We start from the raw sequence: 18,860 nt of genomic DNA, 5'->3' as shown, positions 1-18,860 counted from the left end.
AGACCCCCCGTGCACCGGGTCCGTTGCCGTTAGTCCCCGTTAACCTGCCTCCATGACCGTGAATCTCGAAGTCGCCGAAGGCGTCGGAACCCTGCGCCTGGACCGGCCGCCGATGAACGCGCTGGACGTCGCCACGCAGGACCGGCTGAAGGAGCTCGCCGAGGAGGCCACGCGCCGCGACGACGTGCGCGCCGTGGTGATCTACGGCGGCGAGCGGGTGTTCGCGGCGGGCGCGGACATCAAGGAGATGCAGAACATGGACCACACCGCGATGGTCCTGCGCGCCCGCGCCCTGCAGGACTCCTTCACGGCCGTGGCCCGCATCCCCAAGCCCGTCGTCGCCGCCATCACCGGCTACGCCCTGGGCGGCGGCTGCGAACTGGCCCTGTGCGCCGACTACCGCATCGCCGCCGAGAACGCCAAGCTCGGCCAGCCCGAGATCCTGCTCGGCCTGATCCCGGGCGCCGGCGGCACCCAGCGGCTGCCGCGGCTGGTCGGCCCGTCCAAGGCCAAGGACCTCATCTTCACGGGCCGTCAGGTCAGGGCCGACGAGGCCCTCGCGATCGGCCTGGTGGACCGGGTCGTCCCGGCCGCCGAGGTGTACGAGCAGGCGCACGCCTGGGCCGCGAAGCTCGCCCTGGGTCCGGCGATCGCCCTGCGCGCGGCGAAGGAGTCCGTCGACACCGGACTGGAGACCGACATCGACACCGGCCTCGCCGTCGAACGGAACTGGTTCGCGGGCCTGTTCGCCACCGAGGACCGCGAGACCGGCATGCGCAGCTTCGTGGAGGACGGCCCCGGCAAGGCCAAGTTCCGCTGAGCGCCGGCGGTGTGATCTTCCCGTAACTCCCGCAGGGCCCCTTGCAATTGACGCGACGTCTCGTCCGGGTCCCTCGATGGGGCGGTTTATGGGAGCCTTAAGGCAACCTTAAGCCTGCTCGGTCGAGGGAGCCTGACGATTGCCCGGAAGTGAGCAGTCTTCGCAGGTCAACCGGACCCTACCGATCGGTTACGTGCCATCGGCATATGCCATTCGATCGGCGGAGAAAGGGGGCGTGCAGGGGGCGTATTCCTTCGGAACGGCCCCCAAGACGGCTCCGGGCCGCCATCATGGGGGCATGGCGGGGCTGGAGGGCATCGAACAGCCGCGGGGACACAGCCGTGCGGCCGCGGCACGCTGGTCGCCCGCGGTCGAGGACGAACAGGCGCTCAAGGCGCTCGAACTGTTCGGCAACCCGACGGAGGCGGAGGTACCGCTGCCGTCCCGCCCGGAGTCCGCGGCAACCGCCCGCCGGCTCGCCCAGGTCGTCGTGCTGCGCACCTGGCGGCTCGGCCCCCGGCTGACCGAGGACGCCGTCTTACTCGTGTCCGAACTCGTCGGCAACGCCGTACGCCACACCGGCGCGCGGGTCTTCGGCCTCCGGATGCGCCGCCGCCCCGGCTGGATCCGGGTGGAGGTCCGCGACCCCTCGCGCGGCCTGCCCTGTCTGATGCCGGTCCAGGAGATGGACGTCAGCGGCCGGGGGCTCTTCCTCGTCGACAAGCTCTCCGACCGCTGGGGCGTGGACCTGCTGCCGCGGGGCAAGACGACCTGGTTCGAGATGCGGGTGGCCGACAGGTAGCCAGGGCGTGGCGTCGTCCTTACGGCGACCCGAAATCGTCCTTCTTTCGGACCAATCGGTGGTTTTCTTACCTAACGCCCCTTAAATGGTGCGGGTGACCACGACCAACCGACGCGGGGTGCTGCGCGCGGGTGCCGGGCTCGTCGCCGGCGGCGCGCTCGCCGCCGGTTGCGGTGCGGGTCAGACCGCCCCGCCCGACGCATCCCCCTCCGCAGTGTCCCCGTCCACCACTCCCTCCGGCCACTCCACGGCCGCCGCCAAGTCGGCCCCCGCCCCCCGCGCCTACCCCGGCCTGCCCGCCCAGATCACCCACGGCCCGCGCACCCGCCCCCAGGTCGCCCTCACCTTCCACGGCCAGGGCGACCCCGGCATCGCCCACTCCCTGCTCAGCACCGCCGAAAAGCAAGGCGCCCGGCTCACCGTGCTCGCCGTCGGCACCTGGCTGGACGAACACCCCGACATCGCACGCCGGATCCTCGACGGCGGCCACGACCTCGGCAACCACACCCAACGGCACATCTCTGTCAACACCTTGGCCGAGGCGGACGCCCGCAAGGAGATCACCGACTGCGCGGACCGGCTGAAGCGGCTCACCGGTTCCATCGGCACCTGGTTCCGCCCCTCCCGCTCGCCGACCGCCTCCCCGCTGGTCGCCCGGCTCGCCCGCGCCGCCGGCTACCCGCACGTGCTGTCGTACGACGTCGACTCGCTCGACTACACCCGCCCTGGCGCCGCCGCCGTCACCCGCAAGGTTCTCGCCGAAGCGCGGGGCGGGTCGGTGGTGAGCCTGCACTTCGGGTACCCGGACACGGTCGCCGCCCTGCCCGACCTCCTCCACGAACTCGGCCGCCGTGGACTGCGCGCGGTCACCACCACGGAGCTGCTGAGCTGATGCGAACCACGAAAGCCGCCCGGCTGCTGGCCGCCGGTGCCGCCCTCACCGCCCTGACGCTGCTGTCCGCGTGCAGTTCCGGATCCCAGCACCCCAAGAAGGAGGCCCTCGGCAGCAAGGCGCCGGCGCAGCCCGGGGTGCGCCGGGAGCTGGTGAACGTGCTGCCCGGGATGCCGCCCGTCCAGAACCCCAAGGACCTCTACGCCGCCGACCGCCCGAACCAGCTCTCCCCGGTCGTCAGGGACTTCCCGTCCCGGGTCTACGTGCCCAACACCAACTCCGACACCGTCACCGTCATCGACCCCGAGACCTACAAGGTCATCGACACGTTCCCGGTCGGCCGTCAGCCCCAGCACGTCGTGCCCTCCTGGGACCTGAAGACCCTCTGGGTCAACAACGACCTCGGCAACAGCCTCACCCCCATCGACCCGAAGACCGGAAAAGCCGGCAAACCGGTCCCCGTGCACGACCCCTACAACCTGTACTTCACCCCCGACGGCAAGTACGCCGTCGTCATGGCCTCCCGGGACCGCCGGCTGGTCTTCCGGGACGCGCACACCATGAAGGTCGTCAAGTCCGTGCCGGTCAGCTGCTACGGCGTCAACCACGCCGACTTCTCCCCGGACGGACGGTACTTCATCGTCTCCTGCGAGTTCAGCGGCGAGATCCTCAAGGTCGACACCGCGAAGATGAAGGTCATCCGGCAGGAGAGACTGCCGTACGAGGGCGCGATGCCGCAGGACGTCAAGATCTCCCCGGACGGCAAGCTGTTCTACATCGCCGACATGGTGGCCAACGGCCTGTGGATCCTCGACGGCGACAAGTTCACCAAGCCCCGCTTCCTCTACACCGGCAAGGGCGCCCACGGCCTGTACATCAGCCGCGACTCCCGCGTGATGTACATCTCCAACCGGGGCGAGGGCACCATCTCCCTCTTCGACTTCACCGAGAACAAGCTCACCGAGAAGTGGCACCTGCCCGGCGGTGGCAGCCCCGACATGGGCGGCGTCTCCGCGGACGGCAAGGTGCTGTGGCTGTCCGGCCGCTACAACTCCGAGGTGTACGCCATCGACACCCGGACCGGGAAGCAGCTGGCCCGCATCAGGGTCGGCAGCGGCCCGCACGGCCTCGCCGTCTACCCGCAGCCGGGCCGCTACTCGCTCGGGCACACCGGCATCTTCCGCTGAACCCCGGTCGCCTTGAGTCTCCACCCACTGGAAGGCCCAGACTCGCCGACATGACCGAAGACGGCACCGGACTCCTCACCATCGGCGAGCTGGCCCGGGCCACCGGGCTGACCGTGCGCACCATCCGCTACTGGTCCGACGAGGGCGTCCTCACCCCGGTGACCCGGTCCGCCGGCGGCTACCGGCTCTACGACGGCGCCGCCGTGGCCCGCCTGGAGCTGATCCGCACCCTGCGCGAGCTCGGGCTCGGCCTGGACGACGTGCGCAGGGTGCTGGCGGGGGAGCGCACGGTCGCCGAGGTCGCGGCCACGCACGTGGCGGCCCTGGACGCGCAGATCCGGTCGCTGAAGGTGACCCGCGCGGTGCTGTCGTCGGTCGCCCGACGAGGTTCGACCGCCGAGGAGATGACCCTGATGAACAAACTGGCGAGGCTGTCCGCCGCCGAGCGGCAGCGGATCGTGGACGACTTCGTGGAGGAGATCTTCCACGGGCTGGACACGGCCGACCCCTGGATCCGGGAGCGGACCCGGAGCCTCGGCGTGGCCCTGCCGGACGACCCCACCCCGGAGCAGGTGGACGCCTGGGTGGAGCTGGCCGAACTGCTGCAGAACCCGGGCTTCCGGGCCGCGATGCGCCGGATGATCGAGTACAACGCCGCCGACCGCACCCCCGGCACCCCGGCCGGCGCCTCGGCGATGTTCTTCGCACGGCTGGTCGAACTGGTCGGCGCCGCGCGGGAACGCGGGGTGGGGCCGCAGTCCCCCGAGGCGGACGCCGTCCTGACCGAACTGCTCGGCGCGGACACCGACCGCGCGGCAGTGCTCCGCCGTATCGACCTCGGCAACGAGGTCGTCCGCTACCGGGAGTTGGCCGCTGTGATCAAGGGAGAGCAGGAGCCCCCGAGGTTCCAGGAGGAGTTCGGCTGGGTGGTCGAGGCGCTGAAGGCCTGGCCGGGCCGTTAATCTGACCAGCGACAGCACGCCGGCACGGCATGAGAAACACGACCAAAAGGGGCGGATCGGTGGCGGACATCGAGGAAGCACGCAAGCAGTTCCAGCGGATCGACGCGGACGGTGACGGGTTCATCACCGCCGCCGAGTTCAAGACCGCCCTGGCTCAGGAGGGTGACTGGAACGTCACGGAGACGGTCGCCGAGGCCATCATCAGGCAGCGGGACCTCAACGGCGACAAGGTCCTGTCCTTCGACGAGTTCTGGGCCTACCTGAACAAGTGACCGCTTCCTTCCCGGTGGGGAAGGAAGCATCGCCCGTGCGGAGCTCTCGCCTCTCGGGGAGGCGGCTCCGCACGCGGCGCCCGCCCGCCCCGCCGTCACCCGATCGCCGTACCACCGGAATAGCAGCGGACTCGCCGGGGTTGACGCCGGGCGACGGAAGATGCACGTGCATGCATCACATGGGTCACTATCCGGAAGGCCTGTCATGAAGATCGGCATCATCGGCGCGGGCAACATCGGCGGCAACCTCACCCGGCGGCTCACCGCCCTCGGCCACGACGTCTCCGTGGCCAACTCCCGCGGCCCGGAGACGCTCGGGGAACTGGCCGAGGAGACCGGAGCGAGGGCCGTGCGGGCCGAGGAGGCCGCCCAGGGCGCCGAGGTCGTGGTCGTCACCGTCCCCCTCAAGGCCGTTCCGGACCTGCCCTCCGGCCTGCTGGACGGCGCCGCCGAGGGCGTGGCCGTGATCGACACCGGCAACTACTACCCGCGCGAGCGCGACGGCCGGATCGCGGCCATCGAGGACGAGGGGCTGACCGAGAGCCGCTGGACCGAGCGGCACCTGGGCCACCCGGTGATCAAGGCCTTCAACGGCACCTACGCCCAGGACATCCTGGACCGCCCCCGCCCGGCGGGCGACTCCGAGCGCATCGCCCTCCCGGTCGCCGGCGACGACGAAGCGGCCAAGGCGAAGGTCCGCGCCCTGATCGACGAACTCGGCTTCGACACGGTCGACGCGGGCGGCCTCGACGACTCCTGGCGCCAGCAGCCCGCCACCCCCGTCTACGGCCTCCGCGCAGACGTGGAAGGAGTGAAGAAGGCCCTCACGGCAGCCTCCCCGGAACGCCCGGCGGAGTTCCGGGGCTGACGTCTCCCCGGTGTCAGGGCGTGGCCCACTCCTTCAGCGCCGCCTTGCTCGCGAAGTTGGCCACGTCCTTGTCGTGGGGCTCGCTGGTGTACTGGTGGAAGAGCCACTTCGCCTTGATGCGGGGCTTGCCCGCGGTGACGTAGTCGGCGATCCAGAGGCCGTCGCCCGCGTAGGAGGTCGTGTCGACGGTCAGCCAGAAGTCCCTGTTCGTGTAGAGCACGACCCGGTGGTGCGGCCTTAGCTGCTTCACCTTCCGGATGAAGGCGTCCTTCTCCGCGTTGCTCGCGCGGGTGCCGTCGCCGGTGGTCTCCCAGTCGACGGCGAGGATGTCGCCCGCCACCGACGGAGCCTTCGTCACGAAGTACTCCGCCTGGGCGGTGAGGTCGCCGGGCCACAGGAAGTGGTAGAAGCCCACGACCAGACCGGCGTCACGGGCCGTCTTCGCCTGGGCGCCGGAGCGGGGGTTGACGTACGAATGGCCCTCCGTCGCCTTGATGAAGGCGAAGGAGAGGCCGCTCGTGTCGTACGAGGACGACTGGTACGCGCTGATGTCGATGCCGCGGAGCATGTGGGGGACTCCTCGAAGTGCCGGTGGGGGAAAGGAGTTGCTGGTTGAGTGATGCCCCACGAAGGCACGCCCGATCCGTCCCGCACGGATGAACGTCAGCCGCGGCCGGTCACCGAGCCGAGCACCGCGGCCGACTTCGCCGACCAGTCGGAGGTGATGATGCTCGCGTGGTCCTTGGCCAGCAGGGCCAGCCGGGCGGCGACTTCGGCGTCCGTGGGGTCGGTGGAGGAGATGGCGGGGGAGATGCCGGCGGCGTCGGTCATGATCGAGATGTAGTGGTTCGTGGCGTAGAACGACGTGTCGTAGCCGTTGTTGACGTACGTCGCCGCGTCACCGTCGAAGAACACGAACCAGGGGCGGATCGAGGTGTCGGAGGTCCAGCGCGTCGCGCGCGGGTCGCCGTTCGCCGCGCCCAGCACCGCCGGGAAGGCCTCGGCCCGTGCGATGTTCCCGGCCGCGTACAGGTCGCGCAGGTGGTCGCCGTACTCCTGGTCCGTCCAGTAGTGGTCGAAGGGGTTGTTCATCTCCACGGTGCCGGGGATCACCTCGAAGACGAACTTGCCCCTGAGGGAGTCGCGGGACGGCCAGGCGTTGGCCCTGGCGGCCGCGTCCAGCGTGCCGTAGGAGCCGCCCAGCAGGTCGGACGGCTTGTAGACGCTGTTGCCGAGCTTCTGGTCGATCAGGGTGTCGAACTCGTCGGGACCGAGCCCGACGTTGTTGTTGAAGCCGACCTTCATCTCTATCTTGAAGACGATCGGCGGGTGGTCGGGGTGGAGCTGGTTCCAGGCCGCGATGTTGTCCAGGCAGCTGCCGAAGTCCTGGTTGCGGTTCTTGCTGTACAGCTCGCTCGGGGTCTTCGCGGCCTCGCAGTTGTTGTCGTCGCCGAACGGGTTGCTGTGGCTCACCCGCCAGCGCCTGCTCAAGCTGTCCGCGTAGATGTCGATCTCCAGCAGCGAGGCACCCGAGTCCAACGCCTGGGCGAAGTACGTGTACTTGGACTTGTCGTACGCGTTGTGCGTCCCGATCGCCGTCGTCTCGGAGAACTTCGGCGCGGCCGCGTGGGCGTTGCCCGGACCCACCGCCAGCAGAGCCGCCGCCCCCGCGAACGCCGCCAGCCGTCTCACTGTGCCCATGCCTCAACTCCCCTTCACTGTCACCGAGTTGGCGGCAGCGTAGGAGCAGGCGGTTACTGTGCGGTAGTCCCCGGAGGAACACCAGCCACTTTCCGGCCGTCGTGTGATCCGTCATCGGGTCCGGCGCCGGGCGGTCACGCCGTGCGAGGCTCCGACGAAGAGGTCCCCGCCCCCGACCGGCGACGCCATGTCCTCGGGGGCGAGTCCGGCCCGCGGGGCGCCGATCCCGGACCGGACCGGCGTGACCGCACGGACATGGACGGCCGTCGTGGCCCGCGCCCGCCTCATCGGCGGGCCCTCGGGCCGGGAAGTGCCGCCACCTGGCCGAACGGGACGTCGGCACCCCCGCCTGGCTGCACCTGGTGCCGGTGACGTCGAGACGGCCGACGAGCCCTGGCCGGAGCAGCTCACCGCGGCCGGATCCGATCGAGGGGTTCCTCCCCGGGAGTGGCTCTCCGATTGCGGTCAGGGACTCGTCAATTTAGCTTCGACACGTCGGTTTTATTCCGATAACGCCAACATCATTCCTTATGTCGGCGTTCCCATGGCATCGAACGGAGCATCCATGTCGGTGATGACCGGTATCCAGCCCCAGCAGCAGCTCGGCCAGCAGATCGGCGCCCAGCAGGGCCAGCTCGCGCAGCTCGTCCAGCAGACGATCCAGCAGGCGTGTCAGCAGGCGAGCCAGCAGATCGCGCAGCGCATGCAGCAGACGCTGCAGCAGATCCAGCAGGTCCAGCAGCAGCTGCAGCAGCAGGGCATGGCCCACCAGGCGCACCCCTACCTCGCTCTCGCGCTGCACCACACGCTCCAGCAGGGCGTCCGCAGCGCGGTGGAGCAGTCCGTGCAGCAGGCGCTGCCGACGGCGATCGTGACGCTGCTCCAGCAGAGCCAGCAGAGCCAGCAGGGCCAGCAGGGCCAGCAGGGCATCCAGGGCCAGCAGCCGTGGGGCGGCGGGTACGGCCAGCAGTCGTTCGGCCAGCAGTTCCCGCAGTACCAGCAGCCCGGCTTCGGCTTCGGCCCGATGGGTCAGCCCTTCGGCATCGGCTGACGCGAGGCGGCGCGCGGTGGGGGGGGGGGGGGGGGGGGGGGGGGGGGCCCCCCCCCCCCCCCCCACCACCGTGGAAGCGCGAGCCGCCCGGCACCGGATCAGGAGCAAGAGGACGACACAGCCGTGGTGAAGGTGGACGTAATGGTCAAGGAAAGGCCCGGGAACAAGCCCCGAAACAACCGTGAGAGCGGCTCGGAGGGCTCGGGGGCCGGTGGGCCGGGACCCGAGGGCAAGGAAGCACAACCGCGCAGGGCGGGCGGGCCGTCGCCGATCACGGTGCAGTCGCGCCGATCCCGGTACATGGTCACGCCGCTGCCCCAGCATCTCCTGCCGTCGGGGGTGGCCGAACTGGGCATGGACGCGGTGTGCGAGCAACTGGAGCGCATGCCCGAGGTCACGGTGATCCGCCGGCTCCGGCCGTCGGAGAAGCTGAAGGACGCCGGGCTGTACCCCTCGTGCCCGGAGGTCCTGGTCGTCGAGGCGGCCGAGGCCCAGGTGCCGGCGATGCGGTCGCTGCACGTGCACATCGAACCGGATCTGCCGCTCACCGGGACCGGACCCGTGTCCGCGCCCATGGCAGGGATGCTGCCGCTGCGTGACCCGGGGCTGGTCACGCCCCTGGAGGAACCCGTCGAGATCGCGCTGCGCGTCTGCGGCCCGGACGGCGAACCGCTGGCCGGCGCAGGGGTGTTCCTGATCGGGGCGACCTGGCCGGCCCAGGGCATCACAGGCACCGACGGGACCGCCGTCATCAGGCTGGCGACGGAGACGGAACAGTCCGTCCAGTCCCTGTACGTGCGGCCCGCGGGCGGATACGCGGACCGCTGGATCCATCGCCCCGACCTGTCGGCGACCCAGGAGAACCTCGTCACCCTCACCCCACTCGCCAAGGTGTACCCGGAACTGGACCAGCGCCAGAGTTACGGCTGGGGCCAGCAGGCGATGCGGGTGGACCGGCTGCCCCCCACCTTCCGCGCCTTCGGCGTCAGGATCGCGGCCATCGGATCGGGCGTCAGCGCCGAACACCCCGATCTGAGGCAACGAGTGCGCTCAGGAGTCGACGTCGTCCGCGGCACGGACGAGGGCTGGGCCCACGACACGCTCGGCAGCGGCACCCACGCGGCGGGCGTCATCGCCGGGGCGGACACCGGCAAGGGCATGGTCGGCATCGCCGTCGACGCCGAGATCGAGGTCTGCCAGGTCATGCCCGACGGACACTTCAGCGACCTGATCGCCGCCCTGGACCACTGCATCGAGCGCGAGGTCGACATCGCCCATATCGCCGTGGCGACCCCGTACCCCTCGGCGCTGGTCTCGCGCAAGCTCGCCGACGCCGGTGCCGCGGGCATCGCCTGTGTGGCCCCGGCGGGCGACACCGGCGGGCCGGTCGCCTTCCCGGCCTCGCTGCCCACCGTGTTCGCCGTCGGCGCCCTCGGGGTCTTCGGCTCGTTCCCGCAGGACACCTCCCAAGCCACCCACGTGGGGCCTCAGTTGAGTCCGGAGGGGCTGTTCGCCGCGCCGTTCAGCTGCCACGGGCCCGGGGTCGACGCGGCCGCCCCCGGTGTGGCGGTCCTGTCGTGCGCGCCGGGGGGCGGATACACGGCCCTCGACGGCACCGTCACGGCCTCGGCCCACATCGCCGGGCTGGCCGCACTCGTCCTCGCTCACCACGAGGACTTCCACGGCCAGCTGCTGCCGCGCGGACCGGGCAGAGTGCAGCACCTGTTCGAGATCATCGCCACCAGCTGCCGTCCCCTGGCCGCCCCGGGCACACTGGAGGCGGCCCGGGTCGGCCGTGGCCTGCCGGACGCCCTCGTCGCCCTCGGACTGGCCCCCGGAATGCAGCTCGCCCCGGCCCTGTCGCCGTACGCCGCCTCCATGGCCCAGTAGGTCCCCCTCTTCCGACAGGCACACGGATCGGCACCCACCCTGAGGGCGGGTGCCGATCCGTGTGCCTGTGCCGCGCCTTCCCCCCGATCTGGGAGCGAGGCCCCTGATCAGGGAGCGAGCCTCCTCCTGATCCGGGGGCAAGGGAGAACCGCGGGGAAACGAATGTGACGCGTGGTGCGCTGAATCTGTCGGGGACCGCGTGACGGTTCGGCGGCCGTGGTCCGGCCGGGCCCGGTCATGCGGCTCCCGTACGTTCGACGTGTGGCACGCGATGCCACGTTTCCTCAGGGTGGGGCATGAGAACTGCATACAGCGGCCGGCGAGCGCGCTCGTCCGGAGTGAAGAAGCGCGCCTGGGTGGCGCTGGGAGCGGTCGTCGCGGGCGGCGGCCTGGCGGTGGCAGCCGTGGCGGCGGCCGGGCAGGGCGGCGGTTCCGGGGCGTCGGCGGCGGGACCGGTCAAGACGCATGTGCACTCGCTGCCCCTGACGGGGACGAGCGCGTCGCTCAAGACGCTGGGGGCCCGGTCCACGGCCCCGTTCAGCATGGTCGGCGTCACCTGGAACGGCGCCCATGCCCCGCTGCACGGCACGGTGGAGGTACGCACCCGCTCGGCCGCGGACGGCCACTGGACGGCCTGGCTGAAGGTGCAGCAGCCCGACGACATCCCCGACCCCGCCGAGCTGAACCGTCCCGGGGTGCGGGGCGGGATGTCGCCGATGTGGGCGGGGCCGTCGAACGGCATCCAGGTCCGTGCGGCCGGCGCGCACCGCACGGCCGCGCTGCCCGCCGGGCTGCGGGTGGACCTGATCGACCCGGGCAGGGCCGGCAGCGGCGCAGGCGGCACGACGGCCTCCGGCATGGCCCCGGCCGGCTACGCCATGGACGCGACCGCCACCGACACCACCACGGCCACCGACACGGCCACGCCGACGGACCCGGCCACCGCGACCGACACGGCGACGGCCACCGACACCGCCACCCCGACCGACACGGCGACGGCGACGGACCCGGCCACCCCCACGGCCACGGACTCCGCCTCCACCGCGCCGACCTCCGGTACATCGCCCTCCGGGTCCGCCCCGGACTCCACCTCGCCGAGCGCCTCGCCGACGGCCTGGCCGAGTCAGCTGCCGACCATGGACCAGGCGTACCCCTCCTGCCCGGCCTCCTCGGCCAGTCCCTCCGCGTCCGCGTCGCCGGTCCCGCCGGACCCGATGCCGGCCGCGACCACCTCGACGGTGGCGCCGCCGACCGTGGTCACCCGGGCCGGCTGGGGCGCGGACGAGTGCGCCCGGGAGTCCGGTTACCCGTCGTACGGCTCGGCGGTGAAGGTGATGTTCGTCCACCACACGGACACCACGAACAACTACTCCTGCTCCGACTCCCCGGCGATCGTGCGGGGCATCTACGCCGAGCACCTCAACCAGGGCTGGCGCGACCTCGGTTACAACTTCCTGGTCGACAAGTGCGGCACCATCTTCGAGGGCCGCTTCGGCGGGATGGCGCTGCCGGTCGTGGGCGCCCAGACGTACGGCTTCAACACCAACAGCATGGGCGTGGCCGCCATCGGCACGTACACCGACCTCAGCGGCGGCGACTCCACCGCCAGCACCTTCCCCGGGGCCACGCCGAGCCAGGCGATGCTGGCCTCCATCGCCCGCATCGCGGCCTGGAAGTTCGGCATGACCGGGGTGAACCCCGGTACCGGCACCGACTCCCTGCCCGAGGGCGCCTCCGACAGCTACAACTTCAAGCTGGGCAACAGCTACAGCTTCAACGTGATCTCCGGGCACCGCAACGGCTTCGCCACCGACTGCCCCGGCAACCAGCTCTACAACGCCCTGAGCACGATCCGCTCCTACGCGGCCGGCCCGGTCGGCGCCGTCACCGTCACCGGAATGTCCGGCGGAGCGGCCAAGTCCGGCACGAACTACTACACCAAGGGCGCGGCCACGGTGAGCTGGACGACCTCCACACCGTCCGCCGTGATCTCCGGCTTCGACGTGCTGGTCGACGGCAAGGCCGTGGCGCACACCTCCGGCACCGCCCGCTCCGCGGCGATCTCGGTCACGGCCGGCAGCCACTCGGTCCAGGTCCGCGCCACCCACGTCCGCGGCTCGACCACCCTGTCCGGCTCGGCCACCCTGGTCGGCGACACCACCGCGCCCACCTTCCCGACCGCTCCGGCCGTGAAGACGCGCACCGGCACGGTGAGCTCCACCGCGGTCCCGGTCACGGTGACCTGGACGGCAGCCGACAACGCGGCGCTGGCCAAGGTCATGGCGACGGCCCCGTCCTCGGCCACCTTCGGCCCGACCACGAGCTCCTGGAACACCACCGCCAAGCCCGGTGCCTCGGACCTGTTCGCGCTGACGGCGTACGACGTGGCCGGCAACGGCTTCGGCGCCTCCGTCTCCCGGACGCCGTCGATCATCCAGGAGACCTCCACCACCCGCACCGGGACCTGGACCCACAAGAGCGGCGCCAGCTACCTCGGCGGCTACTCCTACAGTTCCTCCTCCGCCGGGGCATCGATCAGCTGGACCTTCACCGGCCGTTCGGTGGCCTGGATCGTCTCCCAGGCCTCCACCTCGGGCCAGGCGTACATCTACGTCGACGGCACCAAGGTCAGCACGGTGGACCTGAAGTCCTCCACCACCCTCTACCGCCAGGCGATCTGGACGAAGACCTGGTCCAGCTCCGCCAAGCACACCCTGAAGATCGTCGTGGTCGGCACCTCAGGGCGCCCCACGATCACCACCGACGGCATCGCGACCATCGGCTGACCAGCAGTCCCGCCGGTCCCGCCCGGGGGTCGCACCCCCGGCGGGACCGGCGGGCACGCGCGTCCGCCCGCCGCGTGGGCCGAAAAGGCCCCGACAGCGCCGAAATATAAGAACGCCGCTGGTCAGGGCCTTTTCCCTAGCACTCGATGATGTTCACCGCGAGCCCGCCCCGGGCCGTCTCCTTGTACTTCACGGACATGTCCGCGCCCGTGTCCTTCATGGTCTTGATGACCTTGTCCAGGGACACCTTGTGGGAGCCGTCGCCGCGCATGGCCATCTTCGCCGCGGTGACCGCCTTGACCGCGGCCATGCCGTTGCGTTCGATGCACGGGATCTGGACCAGGCCGCCGACCGGGTCGCAGGTGAGGCCGAGGTTGTGCTCCATGCCGATCTCGGCCGCGTTCTCCACCTGCTCGGGGGAGCCGCCGAGGACCTCGGCCAGCGCGCCCGCGGCCATGGAGCAGGCGGAGCCGACCTCGCCCTGGCAGCCGACCTCGGCGCCGGAGATGGAGGCGTTCTCCTTGAAGAGCATGCCGATCGCGCCGGCGGCCAGCAGGAAGCGGACCACGCCGTCCTCGTCGGCGCCGGGGACGAAGTTGATGTAGTAGTGCAGGACGGCCGGAATGATGCCCGCCGCGCCGTTCGTGGGGGCGGTCACCACGCGACCGCCGGCCGCGTTCTCCTCGTTCACCGCCATCGCGTAGAGCGTGATCCATTCCATCGCGTGCGCCAGCGGGTCGCCCTCGGCGCGCAGCTGGCGGGCGGAGACGGCCGCGCGGCGGCGCACCTTCAGGCCGCCGGGCAGGATGCCCTCGCGGGACATGCCGCGCCGGACGCACTCGCGCATCACCCGCCAGATCTCCAGCAGGCCCGCGCGGATCTCGTCCTCCGTGCGCCAGGCCCGCTCGTTCTCCAGCATCAGCGAGGAGATCGACAGGCCCGTCTCCCCCGTGAGGCGGAGCAGCTCGTCGCCCGTGCGGAAGGGGTACTTCAGGACCGTGTCGTCCAGCTTGATCCGGTCCGCGCCGACCGCCTCCTCGTCCACGACGAAGCCGCCGCCGACCGAGTAGTAGGTCTTGGAGAGCAGTTCCGCGCCCGCCGCGTCGTACGCCCATATCGTCATGCCGTTGGCGTGGTACGGCAGCGTCTTGCGGCGGTGCAGGATCAGGTCGTCGTCGAAGGAGAACGGGATCTCGTGCTCGCCGAGGAGCGAGATGCGGTTCGCCGTCCTGATCCGCTCCACCTGCTCGTCCGCCGTCTCCACGTCCACCGTGCGCGGCGAGGCGCCCTCCAGGCCGAGCAGGACGGCCTTGGGGGTGCCGTGGCCGTGCCCGGTCGCGCCGAGCGAGCCGTAGAGCTCGCAGCGCACCGAGGCGACGGAGGCCAGCAGGCCCTCGTTGCGCAGGCGGCGGGCGAACATCCGCGCCGCGCGCATCGGGCCGACCGTGTGGGAGCTGGACGGGCCGATGCCGATCGAGAACAGGTCGAAGACCGAGATGGCCACGGTCACTCCTCAAGACAGCAGGAACGCAAAAGAGCTGGGGGGATGGTGGGGCACCCTGTCCGAGTGCCCCACCGGGGACTTGCTTGTCCGGGCCTACTTGTTCAGACCCGGGTACAGCGGGTGCCTGTCGGCGAGCGCCTTCACGCGCGCCTTCAGGGCCTCGGCGTCGTAGGACGGCTTCAGCGCCTCGGCGATCACGTCCGCGACCTCGGCGAAGTCCTCGGCCGTGAAGCCGCGGGTGGCGAGGGCGGGCGTACCGATGCGCAGGCCCGAGGTGACCATCGGCGGGCGGGGGTCGTTCGGGACCGCGTTGCGGTTGACCGTGATACCGACCTCGTGAAGGCGGTCCTCGGCCTGCTGCCCGTCCAGCTCCGACTCGCGCAGGTCGACGAGGATCAGGTGCACGTCCGTGCCGCCGGACAGGACGTTCACGCCGGCCTCACGCGCGTCCGCCGCCGTCAGGCGCTCGGCGAGGATGCGCGCACCCTCCACGGTACGACGCTGGCGCTCCTTGAACTCCTCCGAGGCGGCGACCTTGAAGGAGACGGCCTTGGCCGCGATCACGTGCTCCAGGGGACCGCCCTGGAAGCCCGGGAAGACGGCGGAGTTCAGCTTCTTCGCGAAGTCCTTGCCGCGCGCGAGGATGATGCCGCCGCGCGGACCGCCCAGCGTCTTGTGCGTGGTGGAGGTGACCACGTCGGCGTACGGCACGGGGTTCGCGTGCAGACCGGCCGCGACCAGGCCCGCGAAGTGCGCCATGTCGACCCACAGATACGCCTCGACCTCGTCGGCGATCCGGCGGAAGGCGGCGAAGTCCAGCTCGCGCGGGTACGCCGACCAGCCCGCGATGATCACCTTCGGGCGGTGCTCCTTGGCCAGCCGCTCGACCTCGGCCATGTCGACCAGGCCGGTCTCGGCGTCCACGTGGTAGGCGACCACGTTGAACTGCTTGCCGGAGAAGTTCAGGCGCATGCCGTGGGTCAGGTGGCCGCCGTGCGCGAGGTCCAGGCCGAGGATGGTGTCCCCGGGCTGGGCGAGGGCGAACAGCGCCGCCTGGTTGGCGGAGGCGCCGGAGTGGGGCTGGACGTTGGCGTACTCGGCGCCGAACAGCTCCTTGACCCGGTCGATGGCGATCTGCTCGGCGACGTCGACGTGCTCGCAGCCGCCGTAGTAGCGGCGGCCCGGGTAGCCCTCGGCGTACTTGTTGGTGAGGACGGAGCCCTGCGCCTCCATCACCGCGAGCGGCGCGAAGTTCTCGGAGGCGATCATCTCGAGCGTGGACTGCTGCCGGTTCAGCTCGGCGTCGACCGCGGCGGCGATCTCCGGGTCCAGCTCGTGCAGGGACGTGTTCAGGACGGTCATACGGCTACGACTCCTCAGCCGGCGTTCTGGGCGGTGTACTCGTCGGCGGAGAGCAGGTCGGCCGGCTCCTCCGCGACGCGCACCTTGAACAGCCAGCCGCCCTCGAAGGGCTCGGAGTTCACCAGCGAGGGGTCGTTGACGACGTCCTCGTTGATCTCGGTGACCTCACCGGTGACCGGCGAGTACAGGTCGGAGACCGACTTGGTCGACTCCAGCTCGCCGCAGGTCTCGCCCGCGGTCACCGTGGAGCCGACCTCGGGGAGCTGGGCGTAGACGACATCGCCGAGCGCGTTGGCCGCGAACTCGGTGATACCGACCGTCGAGACGCCGTCCTCGGCGGCCGACAGCCACTCGTGCTCCTTGCTGTAGCGCAGCTGCTGGGGGTTGCTCATGGCCTGAATTCTCCTGTACGCGCGGGAGTGCTGATGAAGGGGGACTGCTGAGACCGCTGGTGAGCGGCGGAAACGTGCGCGGGGTCACACGGTGACCGCGCCCAGTGTCTACTTCTGGCGCTTGTAGAACGGCAGCGCCACGACCTCGTACGGCTCGTGGCTGCCCCGGATGTCCACGCCGACGCCCTCGGTGCCCGGCGCCGCGTGCGCCGCGTCGACGTAGGCCATGGCGATCGGCTTGCCCAGGGTGGGGGAGGGGGCGCCGGAGGTCACCTCGCCGATCACCTCGCCGCCGGCGACGACGGCGTACCCGGCGCGCGGCACCCGGCGGCCCTCGGCGACCAGGCCGACGAGGACGCGCGGGGGGTTCTCCTGAGCCTTGGCGGCGGCCTGCTCGAGCGCCTCGCGCCCGACGAAGTCGCCCTCCTTCTCGAACTTCACCACCCGGCCGAGCCCGGCGTCGAAGGGGGTGAGGGAGGTGGTCAGCTCGTGCCCGTACAGCGGCATGCCCGCCTCCAGGCGCAGGGTGTCCCGGCAGGACAGGCCGCACGGGACCAGGCCGACGCCCTCGCCGGCCTTGGTCAGCGCCTGCCACAGCTCGACCGCGTGCCCGGGCTTCACGAACAGCTCGAAGCCGTCCTCGCCGGTGTACCCGGTGCGGGCGATCAGGGCCGGGACGCCGGCGACCGTGCCGGGCAGTCCGGCGTAGTACTTCAGGCCGTCGAGGTCGGCGTCGGTGAGGGACTTCAGGATGCCGGGGGACTCGGGGCCCTGGACGGCGATCAGCGCGTACGCGTCCCGGTCGTCGCGGACCTCGGCGTCGAAGCCGGCGGAACGCTCGGCGAGGGCGTCCAGCACCACCTGGGCGTTGGAGGCGTTGGCGACGACCATGTACTCGGTCTCGGCGAGCCGGTAGACGATCAGGTCGTCCAGGATGCCGCCGTCGGCCTGGCAGATCATGGTGTAGCGGGCGCGGCCCACGCCGACGGAGGCGATGTTGCCGACCAGCGCGAAGTTCAGGAAGGCGGCCGCCCCGGCGCCGGTGACGGTGATCTCGCCCATGTGGGAGAGGTCGAAGAGACCCGCCTTCGTCCGCACGGCGAGGTGCTCGTCGCGCTCGGAGCCGTAGCGCAGCGGCATGTCCCAGCCGGCGAAGTCGGTCATCGTCGCACCGAGCGAGCGATGCAGCGCATCCAGTGCGGTGTGGCGCAGCTCAGTGGGTTCGGTACTGCTCATCGGTCGGTCGTCTCCCAGGGAATGACAGGCGAGGAACGTTCCTCCCCATCTGTCATCGGAACCTGAGAGGTTCGCCGGGACCGCCACGGGGGCGATCACGGCTTGCACCTTGGGTGGAGCCACTGACACAGCGGCCCGCTTTTCAGATGTGCCTCGCCCGCGCGGTAACGGGGCCTGAGAGATTCAAGGGAGGGACTTGCTCCTTCGGCGTCCCAGCGAAGGCTGCTGGGAACTCTCCCGCGCGGATTCAAGCGGCCGGTATGCAGTTGGCGGCCACATCATTGCACGCCGCACCCCCGCCCGTCAGGGGCCGCATCTGCAACCGGGCTGTGGCAGGACGCGTACGAAACCGCCGGGCATCGTGCATTACCTTCCCTTTGCATTCGGCGGGCATGGATATTGCCAAGCCCGAGGGGGAGGACGATCACGGTGAACAGGACCCCGGTGTACGCCACCGTCACCACCGGCATCGCGGTGCCCGGGCAGCGCCCCGCCCCCGCCCAGGCCGTCCGCGACCTGCGCGACCGCGCCGGCCGCGGCCCCCGCGCCCTGGCCTTCGGCCCCCGCGACCTGGTGGTGATCACCGGCCTGCCCGGCAGCGGCAAGTCCACCCTGATGCACCGCGCGGTCACCGGCCCCCGCATCGACTCCCAGGACACCCGCGACCGCTTCGCGGCCCGCCTGCCGGGCTTCCTCCCCTACGCCCTCTACCGCCCCCTGGTCCGCCTCGCCCACTACGCCGGCCTGCGCCGCGCCCTGCGCACCGGCGAGGGTGTCGTCGTGCACGACTGCGGCACCCAGCCCTGGGTGCGCGCCTGGCTCGCCCGCGAGGCCCGCCGCCGTGGCGGCACCCTTCATCTGATCCTGCTCGACGTCACCCCCGAGGCCGCCCGAGCGGGCCAGCGCGAGCGCGGCCGGGGCGTGTCCGCCCACGCCTTCCGCCGCCACCGCCGTACGGCCGCCCGCCTGCTCGCCGCGGTCGAGCGCGGCGAGCTGCCCGCGGGCTGCGGCGCCGCCGTGCTGCTGGACCGGCCGGCGGCGGACGCCCTGCAGCGGATCACCTTCACGAGGTGAGGCCCTGTCGCAGTCACCCGCTAGCCTTCATGGTCACAGCAGTGATTCCCAGCAGGCGGTA

At 71.2% G+C, this 18,860-nt stretch carries 17 protein-coding genes and 1 riboswitch; of the genes, 11 read left to right on the top strand and 6 right to left on the bottom strand.

The genetic code is table 11. The features are described from left to right. Nucleotides 1–52: 52 nt before the first annotated feature. From ACFYZB_RS36050 to ACFYZB_RS36020, 7 genes are all read left to right on the top strand, one after another. Nucleotides 53–820, top strand: a complete 768-nt coding sequence (locus ACFYZB_RS36050) for an enoyl-CoA hydratase/isomerase family protein (RefSeq protein ID WP_388765699.1) — start codon at nt 53–55, stop codon at nt 818–820. A 298-nt stretch (nt 821–1,118) separates the two neighbouring features. Continuing rightward, nucleotides 1,119–1,622 carry an ATP-binding protein gene (locus tag ACFYZB_RS36045; RefSeq protein ID WP_351212677.1) on the top strand — a complete coding sequence of 168 codons (504 nt, stop codon included), beginning with the start codon at nt 1,119–1,121 and terminating at the stop codon, nt 1,620–1,622. Between the two features lie 85 nt (nt 1,623–1,707). Then, complete coding sequence (locus tag ACFYZB_RS36040; RefSeq protein ID WP_388765697.1) at nt 1,708–2,514, top strand: polysaccharide deacetylase family protein; 807 nt, start codon at nt 1,708–1,710, stop codon at nt 2,512–2,514. Beyond that, nucleotides 2,514–3,701: a hypothetical protein gene (locus tag ACFYZB_RS36035; protein WP_388765696.1), complete on the top strand. Its 1,188-nt coding sequence runs from the start codon at nt 2,514–2,516 to the stop codon at nt 3,699–3,701. Before ACFYZB_RS36040 ends, ACFYZB_RS36035 begins: the two co-directional genes overlap by 1 nt. A 50-nt stretch (nt 3,702–3,751) precedes the next feature. Next, nucleotides 3,752–4,663, top strand: a complete 912-nt coding sequence (locus ACFYZB_RS36030) for a MerR family transcriptional regulator (protein WP_388765693.1) — start codon at nt 3,752–3,754, stop codon at nt 4,661–4,663. 59 nt (nt 4,664–4,722) lie between these two features. Continuing rightward, nucleotides 4,723–4,935 (top strand): EF-hand domain-containing protein, encoded by a 213-nt coding sequence (locus tag ACFYZB_RS36025; RefSeq protein ID WP_351212835.1) that lies wholly within the window; start codon nt 4,723–4,725, stop codon nt 4,933–4,935. 205 nt (nt 4,936–5,140) lie between these two features. Then, complete coding sequence (locus tag ACFYZB_RS36020; RefSeq protein WP_388765691.1) at nt 5,141–5,803, top strand: NADPH-dependent F420 reductase; 663 nt, start codon at nt 5,141–5,143, stop codon at nt 5,801–5,803. A gap of 13 nt (nt 5,804–5,816) precedes the next feature. Here the strand turns inward: ACFYZB_RS36020 and ACFYZB_RS36015 are convergent, their stop codons facing one another. After that, the gene (locus ACFYZB_RS36015; protein ID WP_388765689.1) at nt 5,817–6,371 is read right to left on the bottom strand and encodes a glycoside hydrolase family 25 protein; all 555 of its coding nucleotides are present in this window, start codon (nt 6,369–6,371) and stop codon (nt 5,817–5,819) included. Between the two features lie 95 nt (nt 6,372–6,466). Beyond that, nucleotides 6,467–7,504 (bottom strand): phosphatidylinositol-specific phospholipase C domain-containing protein, encoded by a 1,038-nt coding sequence (locus tag ACFYZB_RS36010; protein ID WP_388765687.1) that lies wholly within the window; start codon nt 7,502–7,504, stop codon nt 6,467–6,469. Between the two features lie 565 nt (nt 7,505–8,069). On the opposite strand from ACFYZB_RS36010, the gene ACFYZB_RS36005 reads away from it, so the two are divergent. From ACFYZB_RS36005 to ACFYZB_RS35995, 3 genes are all read left to right on the top strand, one after another. Continuing rightward, the gene (locus ACFYZB_RS36005; RefSeq protein ID WP_388765685.1) at nt 8,070–8,555 is read left to right on the top strand and encodes a hypothetical protein; all 486 of its coding nucleotides are present in this window, start codon (nt 8,070–8,072) and stop codon (nt 8,553–8,555) included. Between the two features lie 300 nt (nt 8,556–8,855). Next, nucleotides 8,856–10,445, top strand: coding sequence for a S8 family serine peptidase (locus tag ACFYZB_RS36000; protein ID WP_388765683.1), 1,590 nt, complete (start codon nt 8,856–8,858; stop codon nt 10,443–10,445). 296 nt (nt 10,446–10,741) lie between these two features. Continuing rightward, nucleotides 10,742–13,231 (top strand): N-acetylmuramoyl-L-alanine amidase, encoded by a 2,490-nt coding sequence (locus ACFYZB_RS35995; protein ID WP_388765682.1) that lies wholly within the window; start codon nt 10,742–10,744, stop codon nt 13,229–13,231. Nucleotides 13,232–13,367: 136 nt separating this feature from the next. Here ACFYZB_RS35995 and ACFYZB_RS35990 read toward each other — a convergent pair whose 3' ends face one another. The 4 genes from ACFYZB_RS35990 to gcvT form a co-directional block, all read right to left on the bottom strand. Next, the gene (locus ACFYZB_RS35990; protein WP_388765680.1) at nt 13,368–14,735 is read right to left on the bottom strand and encodes an L-serine ammonia-lyase; all 1,368 of its coding nucleotides are present in this window, start codon (nt 14,733–14,735) and stop codon (nt 13,368–13,370) included. 93 nt (nt 14,736–14,828) lie between these two features. Then, nucleotides 14,829–16,097 carry a serine hydroxymethyltransferase gene (glyA, locus tag ACFYZB_RS35985; protein ID WP_388765679.1) on the bottom strand — a complete coding sequence of 423 codons (1,269 nt, stop codon included), beginning with the start codon at nt 16,095–16,097 and terminating at the stop codon, nt 14,829–14,831. 14 nt (nt 16,098–16,111) lie between these two features. Next, nucleotides 16,112–16,489 (bottom strand): glycine cleavage system protein GcvH, encoded by a 378-nt coding sequence (gene gcvH / locus ACFYZB_RS35980; protein WP_351212700.1) that lies wholly within the window; start codon nt 16,487–16,489, stop codon nt 16,112–16,114. Between the two features lie 108 nt (nt 16,490–16,597). Beyond that, on the bottom strand, nt 16,598–17,725 hold the full coding sequence (gene gcvT, locus ACFYZB_RS35975) for a glycine cleavage system aminomethyltransferase GcvT (RefSeq protein WP_388765675.1): 1,128 nt from the start codon (nt 17,723–17,725) through the stop codon (nt 16,598–16,600). A gap of 152 nt (nt 17,726–17,877) precedes the next feature. Further along, a riboswitch (glycine riboswitch) is annotated at nt 17,878–17,975 on the bottom strand. A 179-nt stretch (nt 17,976–18,154) separates the two neighbouring features. Between gcvT and ACFYZB_RS35970 the strand changes: the two genes are divergently transcribed. Then, the gene (locus ACFYZB_RS35970; protein ID WP_388765673.1) at nt 18,155–18,799 is read left to right on the top strand and encodes an AAA family ATPase; all 645 of its coding nucleotides are present in this window, start codon (nt 18,155–18,157) and stop codon (nt 18,797–18,799) included. Nucleotides 18,800–18,860 lie beyond the last annotated feature (61 nt).

This window comes from Streptomyces sp. NPDC001852 (genome assembly GCF_042891825.1).
In the GTDB taxonomy this organism is placed as follows: domain Bacteria; phylum Actinomycetota; class Actinomycetes; order Streptomycetales; family Streptomycetaceae; genus Streptomyces.
The sequence above is the reverse complement of the archived record's forward strand: the minus strand, read 5'-3'. Positions and strand labels throughout refer to the sequence as shown.

Bases quoted from the DNA above. Each gene is read 5' to 3' on its own strand.
- ACFYZB_RS36010 (WP_388765687.1), bottom strand. From the start codon at position 7,504: ATGGGCACAGTGAGACGGCTGGCGGCGTTCGCGGGGGCGGCGGCTCTG.
- ACFYZB_RS35995 (WP_388765682.1), top strand. From the start codon at position 10,742: ATGAGAACTGCATACAGCGGCCGGCGAGCGCGCTCGTCCGGAGTGAAG.
- ACFYZB_RS36035 (WP_388765696.1), top strand. From the start codon at position 2,514: ATGCGAACCACGAAAGCCGCCCGGCTGCTGGCCGCCGGTGCCGCCCTC.
- glyA (WP_388765679.1), bottom strand. From the start codon at position 16,097: ATGACCGTCCTGAACACGTCCCTGCACGAGCTGGACCCGGAGATCGCC.
- ACFYZB_RS36000 (WP_388765683.1), top strand. From the start codon at position 8,856: ATGGTCACGCCGCTGCCCCAGCATCTCCTGCCGTCGGGGGTGGCCGAA.
- ACFYZB_RS36030 (WP_388765693.1), top strand. From the start codon at position 3,752: ATGACCGAAGACGGCACCGGACTCCTCACCATCGGCGAGCTGGCCCGG.
- ACFYZB_RS36045 (WP_351212677.1), top strand. From the start codon at position 1,119: ATGGCGGGGCTGGAGGGCATCGAACAGCCGCGGGGACACAGCCGTGCG.
- gcvH (WP_351212700.1), bottom strand. From the start codon at position 16,489: ATGAGCAACCCCCAGCAGCTGCGCTACAGCAAGGAGCACGAGTGGCTG.
- gcvT (WP_388765675.1), bottom strand. From the start codon at position 17,725: ATGAGCAGTACCGAACCCACTGAGCTGCGCCACACCGCACTGGATGCG.
- ACFYZB_RS36005 (WP_388765685.1), top strand. From the start codon at position 8,070: ATGTCGGTGATGACCGGTATCCAGCCCCAGCAGCAGCTCGGCCAGCAG.
- ACFYZB_RS36020 (WP_388765691.1), top strand. From the start codon at position 5,141: ATGAAGATCGGCATCATCGGCGCGGGCAACATCGGCGGCAACCTCACC.
- ACFYZB_RS36050 (WP_388765699.1), top strand. From the start codon at position 53: ATGACCGTGAATCTCGAAGTCGCCGAAGGCGTCGGAACCCTGCGCCTG.
- ACFYZB_RS36040 (WP_388765697.1), top strand. From the start codon at position 1,708: ATGGTGCGGGTGACCACGACCAACCGACGCGGGGTGCTGCGCGCGGGT.
- ACFYZB_RS36015 (WP_388765689.1), bottom strand. From the start codon at position 6,371: ATGCTCCGCGGCATCGACATCAGCGCGTACCAGTCGTCCTCGTACGAC.